Genomic DNA, 17,978 nt, shown 5'->3' on the forward strand with positions numbered 1-17,978 from the left:
AAAATTTATTTTTAAGTTTTTATTTCTCATATTGCATTTTTACATTGCTTTTACAAGACAAAATCATTATAAATAAAATCTTAACTTTTTATCTTAAATAATATTTGCAGTTTTAAAATATAAAAACAAAACGCAGTTTATTCAACTGCGCAATTTCATCATATAAAATTTAAAAATAAAAAAGACCCTTGGCAAGGATCTTAGTCTTTTGGTGGCGACTCAGAGATTCGAACTCCGGACACAGCGGGTATGAACCGCTTGCTCTAGCCAGCTGAGCTAAGCCGCCATGGAGCTGATAACCAGGATTGAACTGGTGACCTTATCCTTACCAAGGATACGCTCTACCGACTGAGCTATATCAGCATGATTAAGGGATAAAAAAATGGTTGCGGGGGTAGGACTTGAACCTACGACCTTCGGGTTATGAGCCCGACGAGCTACCAACTGCTCCACCCCGCGATATTTGGTGGACAGAGTAGGATTCGAACCTACGAAGGCGATGCCGGCAGATTTACAGTCTGCTCCCTTTGACCGCTCGGGAATCTGTCCATATGGAGCTGGCAATAGGACTTGAACCTACGACCTGCTGATTACAAATCAGCTGCTCTACCAACTGAGCTACGCCAGCACGCAAGTGACAAATGATATTATACACACTTCGGTACATTTTGTCAACAGCTTTTTGTGATTGGTGTTCAATCCCCTATCACACTTCACAATTATATCATTTAAATTTTTTACTGTCTAGATGTTTGCTTATTTTTTTAAATATCTTTTCTTGTTTGTATTCCTATATCTATAGTTATATCTCTATTTAAAACTTTTTTTACATTTTTCATGAATTTGGGACGATTTACCAAAGTTATATGTTCACAACCTTTACACCGGACTCTCATGTCGCTTCCAAGTTGCAAGACTTCCCAATTATCCGATCCGCACGGATGCTTCTTTTTCATTTGTACTATATCGCCTACACAAAATTTTATAAATTTCATAGTTCCTCCGTTATTGCGGTATGAGAAGTAAACGTATAGGAAGATTTGATGCACCGGGCGGTGTTAATCTTATTTTCAAATCTTTTCCGGCTTCCCATATACCCATATTCATATAATCATAAATTGTATTATGTCCGAACATGTCGCTTCTTATTTCCGTATTGTACGGATAATATACATATCCTTGTCCTATTTCAATTATTCCCATATAAACTCCGCCTTGAGGATTCAAGTATACGCTGTACTTGCCTTTTCCTTTGCTGTGAATATTTATATGGTATGTTACTCCGAAATTTCCGGTATTTTCACGTTTCACTTTATCTATTTCATCCATGCCTTGTAAAAATACATCTCTTTTACCGTCACCGATTTTTATTTCCGCAGGTCCGTTCGATATATTCCAAGGTTTTTCATTTTCAAGGTATATGTCGGATGAAAAAGTTCCTCTCATTTCATGTTTATCTACCGCTATTTCTTTTGCGTTTTTCAGTGAATTTTCTATTTTTCCGATTTTCGGAAGAAATACCACTCCGTAAGTTATTTCATCTTTACTATATACGTCAACCATTCCCGACACGAGGTATTCGGGTTTTACGTATTCAATTGTATCTTCAAGTATTGTTTTTTCTTTATTTGCAAGTACAATTTCTTTTTTACGCTTTCCTTCTCCGTTTGCAAGACGTTCCGAAAGTGTTTTCCCCGTTGTTATATAGTCTACACTCGCATCTCCTTTTACTATACGTTTTATTTCCGTTTTTTGATTTGCTTTACCTTGCGCAAATATCGCAATTATTCCGGGTACATATTTATCGTTTACATGGTAGTAATAAATTTTCCCGTTTCCTTTTATTTTCGCTTTTGCAACTATTCCGAATTCTTCGAGGTATTCAGGAGAATCTGAAAAAAGAAGTTTACCTTCTTGTTTTACGGTTTTCATCTTAAGAGGTTCATAGTTTTTATCTATTAATGCCGTTTCTGCGAAAGCATTTACAGAAAACATCAAAGACATAATTGTAATTATTATTGCCGTTATTTTATTTTTCATATTTTTTCTTTTCTTTTTCTTCAAATCTTTTTACCATACTTGCAATTCGACCGAATCTGTGTGCCATTCCGGATTTCGATATGTGGCACATTTCTGCAAGTTCTTTCATTGATGCGTTCGGGTATGCTACTCGAATTTCACAGGTCTTTCTTATTTCCGGTGATAACGCCAATATCGGTTTGTATCTCAATAATTTTTTTATATTTTCCATTTGTCTTACAGATGCATCTACAGTTTTTTGTAAATTTGCAGTTTCACAATTTACTTGTCTGTTTATACGATTTCGCATATCTTTTACAACTCTTACGTTTTCGAAATCCAAGTAGCTTTGAGATGCTCCTATTATCTGAATAAATCCGCTTACTCCGTCACCTTCTTTTATGTACACTATGTAATCGCTTTTTCTGTCTGTCAGTTTCCCGTTTAAATCGAAACTGTTCATAATTTTTATTATTTCTTTTGCAAATGCCGATGACTGTGTGACTATTTCAAGGTGATAATCGCCTTGAGGACGATTTACGGTTCCTCCGCCCAAAAACGCACCTGCCAGGTATGCTCTTTTTTCTTCTTGAGTTTTCAGCATGGAGGCATCTTCCACCGGTTTCATCGGATGCAAGTTCAATTCTTCTATGAATTTCATACCTTCTTTTGATGGTTGTACTACTAATGTGTACATATTTTTCTTACGTAGTTTTCTTCCTTGTCGTACCATTGCCGAGGGATTGAGTCCGAAATCTTTTTTCAGTGTAACAAGCACTCGTCTTGCAACTGCGTTGTTTCCTGTAGAAAATTCCAGTCCGCTGCTTCCGTACATTCCCGTAACAAATGAACCGCCTATTCTCAAAAGTGAGAGCAGTTCGGCTTTGCGTGATTTTTTATCTTCACGCACCAAGTGCGCAAGTTCATTTTTTACTTTTTCGGTAAACGACATTAATCTTTCCTCCGCAAATATTCCGTTAAAAGTTCGGGTTTTATATTTGAATTTAAAAGATTTCCTATGCTGATAATTTTGTCTGCAAGTATATCCATATCATGCACTGCACCTTTTGATTTTCCGATTAAATCGCAAGCTACGAATTGTATGCCCTTTTCTATCAATTTTTCTTCATCTATTTCTACGGGTTTCGAATTTGAAATTGCATATTTTTCTATATTTTCTTCGGAGGGTAAAGCATTGTTTATAAGTACGCAATCTATAATGTTTTTTCCTATATGCTCATATAATGCCTGCACGTGATCGCTTACAGTGTATCCTTCGGTTTCTCCCGATTGTGTCATTACATTACATATGTATATGCAAGGCGCCTTACTTTCCTTTATTGCTTGCATTATTTCTCCCACAGCCAAATTCGGAAGAACGCTCGTATAAAGACTTCCGGGTCCAAGTGTAATTATATCCGCTTTACGTATGGCTTCCAATGCCGCTCCTACCGCTATCGGATTTTCCGGAATTGTAGTTATTTTCTTTATTCTTGCAGGATATTCCGCAATTTCGGTTTCACCTTCCACAATTTTTCCGTCCGCCATGAGTGCACGCAATTTTATTTTCTCAGGTGTCGCAGGCATTACTTTACCGCGTATATTCAATACTTTACTTGCAGCTTCAAGTGCAAATTGTACACTTCCGAATTCTTTTATAAGTGCCGCCAAAAATAAATTTCCCAAACTGTGTCCGGAAAGTTCTCCATTTCCTCCGAATCTGTACTGGAAGAGTTGTTCAAGTACGGATTCTTTTTCCGCCATTGCTACAAGGCAATTTCTTAAATCTCCGGGGGCTATTATATCCATTTCTTCTCTAAGTCGTCCGGATGAACCTCCGTCATCTGCAACCGTTACTATTGCAGATAAATTGGATGTTCTTTTTTTCATTCCGCGAAGCAACATGGACAATCCGTGTCCTCCGCCTATCGCAACTACGTGTACTCCCTTTGCAAGTTCAACTTTGCTTATTAACTTTTTGGATAATTCTTTTTGATCCGGTACAAGAAGTTGTAAAAAACGTTTCACCATTTTACGAACGGATACATACATTATGTATATACCTAAAATTGCAAGTAATATACCCGTACCTACAAGAAAGAAATAGTTATAACTTCCCGTCCACACATACAAAAGATATAGAACTTCATCTTCCAATGCACCGAAAAGTTGGTAGTTTATTATTAATGTCGCACCGAAAATCAATATAATAAGGCCTGTTGAAAACAAAATCATCCAACGTTTTATTTGAAGTCCGGGTGACATCCATCTCATTATTTCTTTCATAAATTTTCCTCTGCAACATCATGTTCAATTTTGTTTTTATGAAGATCTCTATGCTCTATATTTACACCGGTATGACTTTTTTTCAAAAATTTTCCGAGTTCTTCAGTGATGTATACGGATCTGTGCATACCTCCTGTGCATCCTATCGCTACCGTGAATTGAGCTTTTCCGGATTTTTCAAATTGATCCGTCATAAACGACATGAAGTCAAAAAGATGCTTTTTGAAATCTTTCGTCACTTGTGAGGAGTCTATATAGTCTGCAACTTCTTTTACTCTTCCTGTCCAGTACTTGAACTTGTCTATATAAAAAGGATTGGGCAGACAGCGTACGTCTATAACCATATCCGCATCTATCGGTATTCCGTATTTAAATCCGAAAGAAAAGACCGTTATTTGCATTTCTTTTCGTCCGGAATTTATTCCGAATCTGTTTTTGAGGTACTTTGTCAGTTCGGATGTCTTCATATTTGTTGTATCTACAATCGTATCGGCTTGTGCACGTATACCGGCCAAAACCTTTCTTTCCTCACGTATACCTTCTTGTATACGCATATTTTTTGCAAGAGGATGCACACGTCTTGTTTCCATGTATCTTCGTACCAATGCTTCATCCGATGCTTCCAAAAATACTACTTCATGAGGTATTCCACGATTTGTCAGTTCGTCCAAAGCTTGAGGAAGTGCATCAAAAAACGATCCGCCTCGAATATCCGTAACTACAGCCACATAGTGCATATTGGCATTACTTTTCCAACATAATTCCGCAAAACGTGCTATAAGTACGGGCGGTAAATTATCTACACAATAATATCCTATATCTTCAAGTTTTTGCATGAAATTCGTTTTTCCGGCACCGCTCATACCGGTTATTACTACAAAGTGAAATTCTTCCATATTATGCCTCCAATACGTACTTTTCTATCGCATGTGCAACTCCGTCTTGATTGTTTGAAAGTGTTGTAAATTTTGCAGATGCTTTTGCAACTTCCGATGCATTTTCAACTGCAAACGACCATGGTGACAATTCAAACATTGAAATGTCGTTTTGTGCATTTCCGAAAGTCATTACACTGTCCAGCGGTATATTACGCTCATTACATAATTTTGTAATAGCGTTTCCTTTGGATACACCTTTTTTATTGAACTCGAAATAATTCGGTTGAGAAATAACGCTTCCGGCAACTTTTTCAAATTTTTTACCTACAAGTTTTCGGATTTTTTCCATTACCGATAAATCATTGTCATAAAAAAGTACCTTTGTCGGTGCTTTTTCAGGTGTCCAAAAATCATTTCCGACTACATGTGCCCGTATATTGCAAATACGCTCATAGTGATCGGTACGTTCATCTCTGAAAGGTACATAAACTTTGTCGTCAATATACGATTGCATGTACCAATTATTTTCTTTTCCTTCATTTAAAATGTCTCTCGCAACGTTTAAATCCATACGTTGGTCCGAAATTATTTTTCCGCTTTCACAAAGTCCTACCATTGAACCGGTATATGCACAAAGGGGTACATCTCCTATACCTATAACTTTCCCCCATTCACGTGCGGAACAAAACATTCTTCCCGTTGCAATTACAATATAAATACCTTTTTCTCTCACTTTAGATAAAACTCTTTTTGTATAATCCGATACGGAAATATCATCACGAAGTAATGTTCCGTCCAAATCAATTGCTATTAAACGAATGTTTTTCATAAATTCACCTCAACTTATACCGATTTAATTCATTATATCACGCATTTATTTCAGTATTGAACACTTATAAGAGTAAGTCCTTGCGGCGGTGCGGTAAAGCCTGCATTACTTCGTTGTTTCGATTTCAAAACGTCGTATAGCGAATCCGCATCTCGCTTGTTTTCTCCGACTTCAACCAAAGTTCCTACCATAATACGTATCATACCTTGCAAAAATCCGTCACCGCAAAAACGCAAGTGCAATATGTCGTTTGAAGTCGATATTTCTATGGAGTACACGGTTCTTACTGCGGATTTTTTAAAATGTTTATTGTTGCAAAATGCCGTAAAGTCATGCGTACCTTGCAATATTTCCGCCGCTCGTTTCATCTTTTCAATACAAAGAGGTTTTGCAAATTGCCATATGAAACGCTTTTGGAATACATCTTTATTACTTCCTATACGCAAATTATATTCATAAATTTTACTTTTTGCATGAAATCTCGAATGAAATTTTTCTTCAACTTCAGTGCATTGTTTTATATAAATATCATCGGGAAGAATTTCATTCAATTCATTTTTCAAGTTTTCCGCATTCAAATCATACGGTAAATGTACATTTGCGACTTGACCTTTTGCATGAACGCCGGAATCGGTTCGTCCGGCACCTATGATTTGTACATTTTCACCTATAACTTTTTCAAAAGCTTTTTCAATTTTACCTTGCAACGTTTCATCGCTATGTTTTTGTTTTTGCCAACCTTCATAACGTGTTCCGTCATATTCAATAATCATTTTGTAATTCATAAGTTCACACTCCGATTTTTTCTCATGTTATAATTATAGACGATTTTAAACTCTTTTAATACTGAAAAAGGTGAATTGATTATGTACATGGATATAGCAAAAGATTTATTACATTTTATAGACAAATCTCCCTCTCCGTTTCATGTTTCCAACAGTATGAAAACGGCACTTATTTATAACGGATTCATAGAACTCCGTGAAGAAGATTCATGGAAAATCGAAAAAGGAAATAATTACGTAGTCACTCGAGGCGGCACCGCATTGATTGCATTTTCCGTTCCGAATGAAAATGCAAAATCATTTCATATAACTGTCGCTCATTGTGATTCTCCTACGTTTAAGGTAAAGGAAAATCCTGAAATCAAAGATAAATATTATACACGTTTAAATGTGGAATCTTATGGCGGCATGAATATGCAGTCATGGATGGATCGTCCTCTTTCCGTTGCCGGAAGAGTTCTCGTTTCGCATAACGGATATGTAGTTCCGAAACTTGTAAATATAGAAAAAACAATTCTTACAATTCCTTCCTTGGCAATTCATATGAACAGAAATCTTAATCAAGGTCAGGCATTGAAGGTGCAAAACGATATGCTTCCGTTGTACGGACTTTCAAGTTCAAAAAAATCTTTTATGGATCTTGTAGCGGAAACTGCAAAAGTAAATAAAAATCAAATATTAAGTCACGATTTATTTCTTTATTGCAGAATTCCGGGAATTATTTGGGGAAGTGAAGATGAATTTATTTCTGCTCCCAAATTGGATGATTTACAGTGTGCATTTGCAACTTTCCGCGGTTTTACAACAGGAAAAAAAGAAAAACACATAAGTGTTTATACTCTCTACGACAATGAGGAGGTCGGAAGTACAACCGCACAAGGTGCAGGCTCTACATTTTTATACAATGTACTGACACGTATAGCAAACTCTTTGGGACTTTCTTACGATGAATCTATGGCAATGACGGCAAGAAGTTTCATGATTTCCGCAGATAACGGACATGCAATACATCCGAGCAGAATAGATGTAGCGGATCCGATAAACCGTCCAGAATTGAATAAGGGCATTGTAATAAAGTACAACGCACAACAGAGATATTGCACAACGGGATTTTCATCCGCAATATTTAAAAATTTATGTATGGAAAACAATATTCCGACACAAATATTTACAAACAACAGCAACATTGCCGGCGGTGCAACACTTGGAAATATTTCAAATACACAGGTTGCCATCCCGTCTGTAGATATAGGACTTCCGCAAATTGCAATGCATTCCGCATATGAGACTGCAGGTGTAAAAGATACCGATTACCTCGTTAAAGCAATAAGTGCATTTTTCGAATAAAGGAAAATAAAAAAGACTACGCACAAAGATTACTCTTCTGCATAGTCTTTTAAAATGCAAGTATTTCAATAAAAACATTTGCTTCTTAGGTAATGCCGTTCTTACATCATAACGATTTTATGATTTACAACCGACCTAGATATTTATTTTCGTTTTCACCGTTTATTGAATTTTTCCGTTACTGTTCTTTACAGCGTATCAATTCCTTTTACTCTGTCTTCATACACCGGTATTAATTGTCTGACGGTATTTAATTGGTCGGTGTCAATATTTCCTATAATGATTTCCTCTTGTTGCGTTCCTTGTGCAATATAATTTCCCAAAGGATCCAACAACATGGAGTTCCCCGCCAATATATTTTCTCCGCTTTTGCCTACTTGATTGACGGCACATACGAAGATTTGATTTTCAATCGCTCTTGCACGATTAAGTATGTTCCAATGATTTTTTCTTAAATTTGGCCATGCGGCAACAACGAACAGTATGTCGATATGTTGCAATGCCAGTTTTCGAATTAATTCAGGAAAGCGTATGTCGTAACAAACAACGATACCTGCACGTAAATTTCCCAAAGTAAAAGATACCGGATTTTTGCCTCTTTCAAATTGTTTGTGTTCACCGGAAGGACTGAATCTATGTATTTTATCGTAAACCGCCGCACATTCTCCGCTACGATTGATACAGTAAGCTCTATTATATAAATCTTTTCCGTCAGTAACCGCAACCGTTCCTCCGATTATGTGTACTTGGTGTTTTTTCGCCAATTGCGTTAACAGATTAAGTGTTTGTTGTCCCTTATAATCAGCCAAATTATGCAATTTTTCTTTAGGAAAAAATCCAATATTCCACATTTCAGGCAGTACGACAATATCTACTTTTTGTTGTGCCGCTTTTTCTATAAGATGTTTTGCTTTGTCGAAATTTGTTTTAAAATCCGACATAACAACATTCATTTGTAATAAAGCAATTCTATATATCATATCCGTCTCCCGAAAACTATAAAAAAACCTGCCCGAAGGCAGGTTTTTTTAATTTCCTTCCACACCGAGTTCTTGTTCCACAACCGATGCTATGTCATCTATAATTCTTTGCAATTGGTCCAAATCCTTACCTTCACCCATTACTCTTATGAGCGGCTCCGTTCCGGATGCACGTACCAATATACGTCCTTCTCCATTCAATTCTTCTTCTGCCGAAGCTATCGAATTTTGTATGAGTTCATTGTTTTCCCAACCGTTTTTACTGTATACTTCAACATTTTTCAAAACTTGCGGATATGTTGTCATAAGTTTACGTAAATCGGATAATTTTTTACCGCTTTCTTTCAATACGCACATTGTTTGAACTGCCGTAATCAATCCGTCTCCCGTTGTATTGAACTGAGGGAAAATAATATGTCCGGATTGTTCTCCGCCCAATGAATAATCATGTTTTCTCATTTCTTCAAGCACATAGCGATCTCCTACACGTGTTGACACAGTCTTGCAGCCATGTTCTTTCAAAGCTTTTCCGAATCCTAAATTACTCATTACGGTTCCGACTACCATATTGTCCTTCAATTGATTTTTTTCTTTCATATGCAATGCGTTTATGAGCATAATATGATCTCCGTCCAACACATTACCTTCTTCATCTACCAAAAGACAACGATCTGCATCTCCATCATTTGCTATACCGCAAATTGCACCTTCTTCAACTACACGTTTTTGCAATGCTTCAATATGTGTGGAGCCGCAATTTTCATTGATATTCACACCGTCCGGTTCACAAGAGAGTGCCACTACATCCACACCTAATGCACGAAGAATTTCAGGCATGAATTTACTTGCCGCACCGTTTGCCGAATCGGTAACTATCTTCATTCCTTTCAAATCTTGGAATGCGGTAGATGCCACATACTTACGATACTTTTCAGCCAATTCGGTACGCTGTCTTATAACACCTACATCGGCACCCAAAGGTCTCGGAATAAGTTCGTTGTGACGAAGTATATCTTCAATTTCGTTTTCCGTACTGTCCGGCAATTTATATCCGTTTTTGTCGAAAAATTTTATTCCGTTGTCACGAAATGGATTATGAGATGCAGAAATAACAACACCTGCATCGTATCCTTCCACACGAGTCAAATAAGCTATCGCCGGTGTAGGAATTACACCTGCAATATCAACATCTACACCGGATGAACACAATCCCGAAGCAAGAGATGCCATAAGCATAGTACCCGAAATTCGTGTATCCATACCGATTAAAAACTTATGTCTGCCTTCACGTTTACAAAAATAAGCACCTGCCGCACGACCTAATTGATATGCCAATTCCGGCATCAATGAAGAATTTACTACACCTCGTACACCGTCGGTACCAAATAATTTAACCATTTTCCTTCCCCCAAAAATTATTATCTGAACTTTCCAATAATAACTCTTTTAACATAAATTCGCAAATATTTTACAAACTATTCTTTCTTTATCTCGACAGTCACATTAACCGTACTCGGTGAAACTGTCGTATCATCCGGTGTTTCTATGGAAACCGTTCTCGTTACATCTTCGGTAGCTCCGCTTACGTCCACACTTTCGGTTGAAAGTGAACTTTTCTCATCAAACAAACTGTAAGGTCCTTTTACACTTACAACCGGAGTATCTATTGAAATTCGCCCTACATGATACCCTTTCATAGGAGTACCGGTGACTTGAGGCTTTACATTCAACATTTCAGTCTTTGCGGCTTCCGTCACCTTGACATTTACCTTTACTTGAGTAGGCATTATATCTATACCTGTGACCGTACTTCCTGATTGATCAAGTACGTTTATACTGTCATACTCGGAAAAATCTTTTTTCTTTCCGTCGGTTTTTACCGAAACTACCGCACGATCCGCTTTTGCTACACTTGTGCTGCTTCCCGCTACGGTTATATATTCCGGAGTGACCTTATCCAACTTCACACCGAAATTCTGTGGAGATTTACCGAAAAATTCAACTGTAATAGGTAAAGTTTTTACTGCATAAGTATCTATTTCCACATCAATATATTCAGGACTTATAGAAACTGCCGGATCGCTGCCGGGTACCGATGCATGAACCGGTATATGCTGATAAACTCCATTCGAAAATCCTTGTAAATCTATATAAGCTTTTATTTTATCGCTACGCAAATTAATCATTTCTTTCCTGTTGAGCTTTACTTTCACCTTCACCGTCTTAGGTAAATTCGTAGCAACAAGAGAACGATCCAGATTATGAACTTCTATCGGAACTTGAAATGTTTCTTCGACAATAGGATTTTGTTCATTTATTACATAAACCCAAAATGCAAATGCCGCTATAAGACACAGCAACTTGGGTAACCACCACTGTAACTTGGTAAACTTCATTTAAGCGGGCTCCATTTCTGTAAAATATTACCTACACTTCTGTTCTTCTTTTGCAACAAGAATGTACGCAACCTGTTTCTAAGCGACTCGGAGTCCATATGACGATATATATGACCTCCATATGCATAGGAAATAATTCCCGTCTCTTCACTTACAACTACAACCACGCAATCTGCCTGTTCGGATAAACCGATAGCCGCACGATGTCTTGTACCCATTTCCGATGACAAAGAACGATCTCTTGTGAGCGGCAAAAGACAACCCGCCGCCATAATTCTTCCTTCACGAATAATAACCGCTCCGTCATGCAAAGGTGTATTTACAATAAAAATATTTCCTAAAAGTTCTTTTGAAACCAATCCGTCCACACGAATTCCAGAGTCTATATAGTCGTCAAGACCTACGCTGCATTCAAAAACAATCAAAGCACCGATTCTCTTTTCAGCCATAATCTCGGAAGCTTCAACAACATCATCAATTACCGATTCCCAATCGGTTTCATTCATAACTTGAGAAGAAATATAAAGCTTACCTCTTCCGATTTGTTCCAATGCACGTCTTAATTCCGGTTGAAAAACCACCGGCAATGCGACAATCAAAACTGTCATCAATTTTTCCAAAATCCAATTTACAACATGAAGTTGCAAACTTCCGGACAAAAGTGACAAAAATCCTAAAAAAAGTAAACCTTTTAAAAGTGCCGTAGCACGAGTATTCTTAATTAATGCATATATACGATAAAAGAAAAATGCAACGACCAATATATCTACTACATCCCATATACCTATACCGTAATACGCCAATGAAAGTTGCTGAAATATAGACATCTTCATTCTCCATAAAATAATTTATTTTCATTGTATCACGTAAACATTGCCTTTGCACATAAAATACATATTCGCTTACAAAAGCTTTTAAACTGTGCATTTATTTTTTTACAAAATTTATAACTTGCAATTTTTCAAAACTGTAAAAAAATCTCTCGCAATTCGATTTTCATCTCGAAAAGCAAGAGATTTTCAATAAACGATTTTATTTCCCGTAAAAATCCCAACTCAATTTCAATAAATTGAAACGATTTTCAGAAGTTTGCTTTTGCAAAGCTCTTATATCTTTCTTTTGTTCTTTATTCTCCGACAATGCCGTTTCGGCTTCCCACCTTATATCATTCAGTTGATTATCATATTTTACAGACTCTATATTCATCATACGTTCCTGTAAATCTGAAATTTGGTATTGCTGCCATATCACAATTGCAAATAATACAAAAGTAATTATTTTCAATAAATTGTTTTTGATATATTTCATTTTTCTTTATTCTTCTGTATGATCACTTTCCGGCGTTTCATCCGCATTCAACAAAGAAAGGTGACGTTTTGTGAATTCTATCCACTGCCTTGCAGCTCTTGATAAGTAGCGACCTTTTTTCCATATAGCATACAAGTGATGCGTCATTTTCGGTTCGGTCATAGGACGAATTGCTATTTTATCCTTGTATCTGTTTCTCGGACAAAGTCTTTTCGGAAGTATTGCAACTCCCAAACCTGCCGCTACAGTTTGTATCATAAGTTCACGCTGACTTGTTTCAAATACGACTTTCGGTGAAAATCCTATTTTTTTACAATTTAAGAGTATATCGTCATGAAGATTGAAGTCGTCACGATACAAAACCAAAGGATAATCCGCCAAAAGTTTCATCGGAACTTCTTCATGCTCTTCAAGAGGGTAACCCTTAGGCATCATTACGTACATATCATCTTCGGAAAGGAAGAAAGATTCAAATTCTTTGTTCGGTATTGTACAAATAATTCCTACGTCTATTACACCTTCCTGTACGGACGACTCTATCATCTTTGAACCGTGTTCATACAATTTTATCGAAATTTGAGGATATTCCTGTTTAAATTCTCCCAAAAGTTTTGCAAATACATTTGCATTTGTTATAGGAGGCAATCCGATTTCTATTGTATCGTGTTTCATGTTGAATTCATTTTCAAAATCCGATTTCAAATGTTCGAAAACAAATAAACAACGTTTCGCATAATTCAAAAAAATTGTCCCCGGCGTAGTAATTTCTACAGTTTTTGCATTTCGTATGAAAAGTGTCACTCCGAGTTCATCTTCAAGCGACTTTATCATACGACTTATGGCTGATTGTGAAATGTGCAAATTTCTTGCGGCTTTGCTGAAGCTTTTTTGTTCCGCGACTTCCATAAAATACTTCAAGTGCCGATAGTCCATAATATTTCCTCCAATTTGATAATATTCTTCGACTTTGTATGATACATAAACTGATAGTATTATCTAAAAAAAATATACTTTCTTGTCTTAACATTGAGTTTATTCTATAATTAATCGTAATGTGTTTTTTCAATAAATGTATCGAAAATGCATGTATAAATCAAACTCCTTATACTTATGCTATTTACTCATACATTCATTGTACAAAATTTTAAAAATTCTTGCAAGATTTAAACGGAGGAGTGGTATTGTGAGAAAAACTAAAACCATGGACGGAAATACTGCTGCAGCATATATTTCTTACGCATTTACGGAAGTAGCAGCTATTTATCCGATTACGCCGTCTTCTCCGATGGCTGAAATGGTAGACGAATGGGCGGCTCACGGAAAGAAAAATATTTTCGGTGATACTGTACATGTAGTGGAATTGCAATCTGAAGGCGGTGCCGCAGGTGCTTTCCACGGTTCGCTTCAAAGCGGTGCATTGACATCTACTTATACAGCATCACAAGGTATGATGCTTATGCTTCCTACAATGTACAAAGTAGCGGGCGAACTTTTGCCGGGTGTTTTTCACATAGCTGCACGTGCTTTGGCAAATCATGCACTTTCAATTTTCGGAGATCATCAAGACGTCATGGCGGCACGTGCTACGGGATGTGCAATTCTCGCTGAAAGCGGAGTTCAAGAAGTAATGGATTTATCTGCAGTTGCACATTTATCCGCAATAAAGGGACGTATGCCTTTTATTAACTTTTTTGACGGTTTCCGTACGAGTCATGAAATTCAAAAAATTGAAGTTTTGGAATACGATGAACTTGAACCTCTTATAGACAAAAAAGCTCTTGAAAATTTCAAAAACAATGCTATGAGTCCTAACAAACCGGTTGTACGTGGAACTGCACAAAATCCGGATGTATATTTCCAACATTGTGAAGCGGCAAATCCTTTTTATAATGCATTGCCTGAAATCGTGCAATCTTACATGGACAAAATAAATGAACTCACCGGTAAAGATTACAAATTATTCAATTACTACGGTGCAAAGGACGCAGACCGCATTATTATCGCAATGGGATCCGTCACCGACGTATGCAAAGAAGTTTGCGATGTGCTTAATTCACAGGGAGAAAAGGTCGGTGTTTTGAATGTACATCTTTTCCGTCCTTTCTCGGTAAAACACTTTTTAAATGAAATACCGGAAACGGTAAAGAAAGTTGCCGTATTGGATCGCACACGTGAACCCGGTGCAATAGGAGAACCTTTGTACCTTGATGTACAAAGTGCTTTCGCATCCGGAAACAGAAGTGCAAAAATTTGCGGAGGACGTTACGGATTAGGTTCAAAAGACGTAATCGCAGAAGATATAGCGGCAGTTTATAAACATTTGGAAGATGAAAATCCTCGTCATAATTTCACATTGGGAATAAAAGACGATGTCACAAATTTATCGCTTGCTCCCGTTCCGATAAAAGAATCGGACGAATCTGCAATTTCATGTAAATTCTGGGGATTCGGTTCGGACGGTACGGTAGGTGCAAATAAAAATGCTATAAAAATTATCGGCGATCATACAGATATGTATGCACAAGGATATTTTTCATACGACTCGAAAAAATCCGGCGGAGTTACTATTTCTCACTTGCGTTTCGGCCCGAATCCAATACGCAAACCGTACTTAATCAGTCATGCAAACTATATCGCTTGTCACAGACCGTCTTATGTATACAAGTACGATTTACTCAGAGGACTTAATAAAGGCGGCATTTTCCTGCTTAATTGCCGTTGGCGCAAAGAAGATTTGGATCGTGCATTACCTGCAACTCTGAAACGTAAACTTGCAGCACTCGATGCACAATTTTACATAATAGACGCTTTTGAAATAGCAAAGAAAATCGGACTCGGCGGAAGAATAAACATGATTATGCAATCGGCATTCTTCAACCTTACAAATATCATTCCGACAGAAGATGCTATAAGCTACTTGAAAAAAGCAATTGAAAAATCTTACGGACGAAAAGGCCAACATATCGTAGATATGAACTACAAAGCAGTTGAACTGGGTGCTACAAGTTATACAAAAATAGACATACCCGAAGAATGGCTGCATGCAACGACTGGCGGTTCGATTGCACGTCCTTCACGTCCCGAATTTATTTCAAATTTCTGTGATGTAATAAACAAACAACAAGGTGACGATCTTCCCGTTTCAAGTTTCAAAGGAATGGAAGACGGAACATTCCCCGTAGGCACGACAAAGTACGAAAAACCTACAGCGGCAATAAATGTACCTGAATGGATTCCGGAAAATTGCATACAATGCAATCAATGTGCATTCGTATGTCCGCATGCGACTATTCGTCCTTTCATACTCTCGGAAGACGAAGCGGTAAAAGCTCCGGAAGGTATGATTGTAAGAGAATTGGCGGGACCGAAAAAGGGATTGAAGTTCTGCATCGTTGTAGATCCGGAAGACTGCTACGGATGCAATATCTGTGCAAATACATGTCCGGCACCGAAAAAAGCATTGGTAATGAAACCGATAGAAACACAATTGCACAAACAGAAATACTGGGATTATGCAATAAAATTACCGCGTAAAGAAAATCCGATGAACAAATTTACCGTTCGCGGATCTCAATTCGAACCTACATACTTCGAATTTTCAGGAGCTTGTGCGGGTTGCGGAGAAACACCGTACGTACACTTGGTAACACAACTGTACGGAGATCGCATGACAATAACAAATGCGACAGGATGCTCATCCATATACGGTGCAAGCTGCCCGTCAATCCCCTATACAACAAACTCCGGCGGACAAGGACCGGCATGGGCAAACTCGCTCTTCGAAGACAATGCGGAATTCGGATACGGTATGCACCTTGCAGAAATAAAACTGAGAGAACGTGTCACACGTAAATTAAACGAAGTCCTCGAAACATCGGACGAAAATACACGCAGCGCAATTCAAGAATGGCTCGACAAAAAAGACCTCGGTGACGGTACAAGAGATCGTGCCGAAAAACTTGAACTCGCACTCAAAAACGCAGTAGATTTACACCCTGAATACAAAGAAATACTTGCACTCAAAGAACACTTCATCAAAAAGAGTCAATGGATATTCGGCGGTGACGGTTGGGCATATGATATCGGATTCGGAGGACTCGACCATGTACTTTCATCCGGAGAAGATATAAATGTACTTGTACTCGACACCGAAGTATACTCAAACACCGGCGGACAATCATCAAAATCTACACCGTCGGCAGCAATTGCAAAATTTGCGGCATCAGGAAAACGTACCAAGAAAAAAGATTTGGGAATGATGGCGGTATCCTACGGATACATATATGTAGCGCAAATCGCACTCGGTGCGGATATGAACCAAGCAATACGTGCAATACATGAAGCGGAATCATACCCTGGCCCGTCACTCATAATTGCATACTCACCATGTATAAGCCACGGAATACGCTCCGGAATGGGACACGCATCACAAGAACAAAAAGATGCGGTAAACTGCGGCTACTGGTGCAATTGGAGATACAATCCTCAACTTCTTGAACAAGGAAAAAATCCTTTCAAACTAGACAGTCGTGAACCGAAAGGAAACTTCCGTGACTTCCTCTTGGGAGAAGTAAGATACTCAAGTCTTCAAAAACTCTTCCCGAAAGAAGCCGAAGAACTTTTTGCAAAAACCGAACAAGATGCAAAAGACAGAAGACGCAGCTATGTACGTATGCAAAAAGCATTCGACCTTGAAATCAAAGAAGCAAAAGCAAAAGCCGAAGCGGAAAAAGCAAAAATGCAAGCAGCAATGCAAACACAACAAGAAAACGCTCCAAGAGCATAAAAATAAATCCTCGGAACTTATTACTCCGAGGATTTTATATTGCAAATCATCTAAAAAATACCGATTTTTCTGAAAATTTCATATATAAATTCTTACATTTTAATGTCATTACGCATTTATTATTTATATCTGGAGAAGAAATTCCGTAAAAATTTATATAAACACCGAGGTTTTTGGTATTAAGTTTTTCGGCAATTTGAATTAATGTGTAGCCTTGAGAAATATAATATTTCATATCTTCAACTTTTAATTTTTGTGAATAAATCTCTATTTAAACCGATTTAAACATTGTTCTGTGAACAACCGGTTACATTTACTCTTTATCCGCATTACAAGCAATTAAAAACACACATAATTGCAACTC

Annotated in this window: 15 protein-coding genes and 5 tRNA genes; 2 read left to right on the forward strand and 18 right to left on the reverse strand. The window is 37.5% G+C overall.

Going from position 1 to position 17,978, the window contains the following annotated elements; translation table 11 throughout:
* Positions 1-209 precede the first annotated feature (209 nt).
* The 12 genes from P6922_RS05115 to truA all read right to left on the reverse strand — a co-directional run bounded on the left by P6922_RS05115 (position 210) and on the right by truA (position 6,797).
* Positions 210-286 (reverse strand) — tRNA-Met (locus P6922_RS05115).
* Between the two features lies 1 nt (position 287).
* A tRNA-Thr gene (locus P6922_RS05120) sits at positions 288-363 on the reverse strand.
* A gap of 20 nt (positions 364-383) precedes the next feature.
* Positions 384-459 (reverse strand) — tRNA-Met (locus P6922_RS05125).
* Between the two features lie 5 nt (positions 460-464).
* A tRNA-Tyr gene (locus P6922_RS05130) sits at positions 465-549 on the reverse strand.
* 3 nt (positions 550-552) lie between these two features.
* Positions 553-628, reverse strand: a tRNA-Thr gene (locus P6922_RS05135).
* A gap of 136 nt (positions 629-764) precedes the next feature.
* Complete coding sequence (locus tag P6922_RS05140; protein WP_007554044.1) at positions 765-995, reverse strand: DUF951 domain-containing protein; 231 nt, start codon at positions 993-995, stop codon at positions 765-767.
* Between the two features lie 10 nt (positions 996-1,005).
* Positions 1,006-2,040: a copper amine oxidase gene (locus P6922_RS05145; protein ID WP_276874892.1), complete on the reverse strand. Its 1,035-nt coding sequence runs from the start codon at positions 2,038-2,040 to the stop codon at positions 1,006-1,008.
* Entirely contained in the window at positions 2,030-2,971 is a 942-nt protein-coding gene (whiA, locus tag P6922_RS05150) for a DNA-binding protein WhiA (RefSeq protein WP_276874894.1), read from the reverse strand. The genes P6922_RS05145 and whiA overlap by 11 nt, the downstream gene beginning before the upstream one ends.
* On the reverse strand, positions 2,971-4,305 hold the full coding sequence (gene yvcK, locus P6922_RS05155; protein ID WP_276874896.1) for a uridine diphosphate-N-acetylglucosamine-binding protein YvcK: 1,335 nt from the start codon (positions 4,303-4,305) through the stop codon (positions 2,971-2,973). Before yvcK ends, whiA begins: the two co-directional genes overlap by 1 nt.
* The gene (gene rapZ, locus P6922_RS05160) at positions 4,302-5,201 is read right to left on the reverse strand and encodes an RNase adapter RapZ (RefSeq protein ID WP_276874898.1); all 900 of its coding nucleotides are present in this window, start codon (positions 5,199-5,201) and stop codon (positions 4,302-4,304) included. Before rapZ ends, yvcK begins: the two co-directional genes overlap by 4 nt.
* Before the next feature lies 1 nt (position 5,202).
* Positions 5,203-6,012 (reverse strand): Cof-type HAD-IIB family hydrolase, encoded by an 810-nt coding sequence (locus P6922_RS05165; RefSeq protein ID WP_276874899.1) that lies wholly within the window; start codon positions 6,010-6,012, stop codon positions 5,203-5,205.
* A gap of 50 nt (positions 6,013-6,062) precedes the next feature.
* A complete protein-coding gene (gene truA, locus P6922_RS05170; RefSeq protein ID WP_276874902.1) occupies positions 6,063-6,797 on the reverse strand; it encodes a tRNA pseudouridine(38-40) synthase TruA in 735 nt (244 codons plus the stop codon).
* An 81-nt stretch (positions 6,798-6,878) separates the two neighbouring features.
* Between truA and P6922_RS05175 the strand changes: the two genes are divergently transcribed.
* Entirely contained in the window at positions 6,879-8,144 is a 1,266-nt protein-coding gene (locus P6922_RS05175; RefSeq protein ID WP_276874904.1) for a M18 family aminopeptidase, read from the forward strand.
* Positions 8,145-8,332: 188 nt separating this feature from the next.
* On the opposite strand, the gene P6922_RS05180 is transcribed toward P6922_RS05175, so the two are convergent.
* From P6922_RS05180 to P6922_RS05205, 6 genes are all read right to left on the reverse strand, one after another.
* Positions 8,333-9,124, reverse strand: a complete 792-nt coding sequence (locus tag P6922_RS05180) for a carbon-nitrogen family hydrolase (protein WP_276874907.1) — start codon at positions 9,122-9,124, stop codon at positions 8,333-8,335.
* Positions 9,125-9,172: 48 nt separating this feature from the next.
* Positions 9,173-10,522: a phosphoglucosamine mutase gene (gene glmM, locus P6922_RS05185; RefSeq protein ID WP_007554012.1), complete on the reverse strand. Its 1,350-nt coding sequence runs from the start codon at positions 10,520-10,522 to the stop codon at positions 9,173-9,175.
* 77 nt (positions 10,523-10,599) lie between these two features.
* A complete protein-coding gene (locus P6922_RS05190; protein ID WP_276874910.1) occupies positions 10,600-11,520 on the reverse strand; it encodes a CdaR family protein in 921 nt (306 codons plus the stop codon).
* A complete protein-coding gene (gene cdaA / locus P6922_RS05195) occupies positions 11,517-12,347 on the reverse strand; it encodes a diadenylate cyclase CdaA (RefSeq protein WP_035062696.1) in 831 nt (276 codons plus the stop codon). The genes P6922_RS05190 and cdaA overlap by 4 nt, the downstream gene beginning before the upstream one ends.
* A gap of 205 nt (positions 12,348-12,552) precedes the next feature.
* On the reverse strand, positions 12,553-12,828 hold the full coding sequence (locus P6922_RS05200; protein ID WP_007553949.1) for a hypothetical protein: 276 nt from the start codon (positions 12,826-12,828) through the stop codon (positions 12,553-12,555).
* Positions 12,829-12,834: 6 nt separating this feature from the next.
* On the reverse strand, positions 12,835-13,761 hold the full coding sequence (locus P6922_RS05205) for a LysR family transcriptional regulator (protein WP_007554057.1): 927 nt from the start codon (positions 13,759-13,761) through the stop codon (positions 12,835-12,837).
* A 247-nt stretch (positions 13,762-14,008) separates the two neighbouring features.
* Between P6922_RS05205 and nifJ the strand changes: the two genes are divergently transcribed.
* Positions 14,009-17,614: a pyruvate:ferredoxin (flavodoxin) oxidoreductase gene (nifJ, locus tag P6922_RS05210; RefSeq protein ID WP_276874920.1), complete on the forward strand. Its 3,606-nt coding sequence runs from the start codon at positions 14,009-14,011 to the stop codon at positions 17,612-17,614.
* Positions 17,615-17,978: the final 364 nt, after the last annotated feature.

This window comes from Dialister micraerophilus (assembly GCF_947090205.1).
In the GTDB taxonomy this organism is placed as follows: domain Bacteria; phylum Bacillota; class Negativicutes; order Veillonellales; family Dialisteraceae; genus Dialister; species Dialister micraerophilus.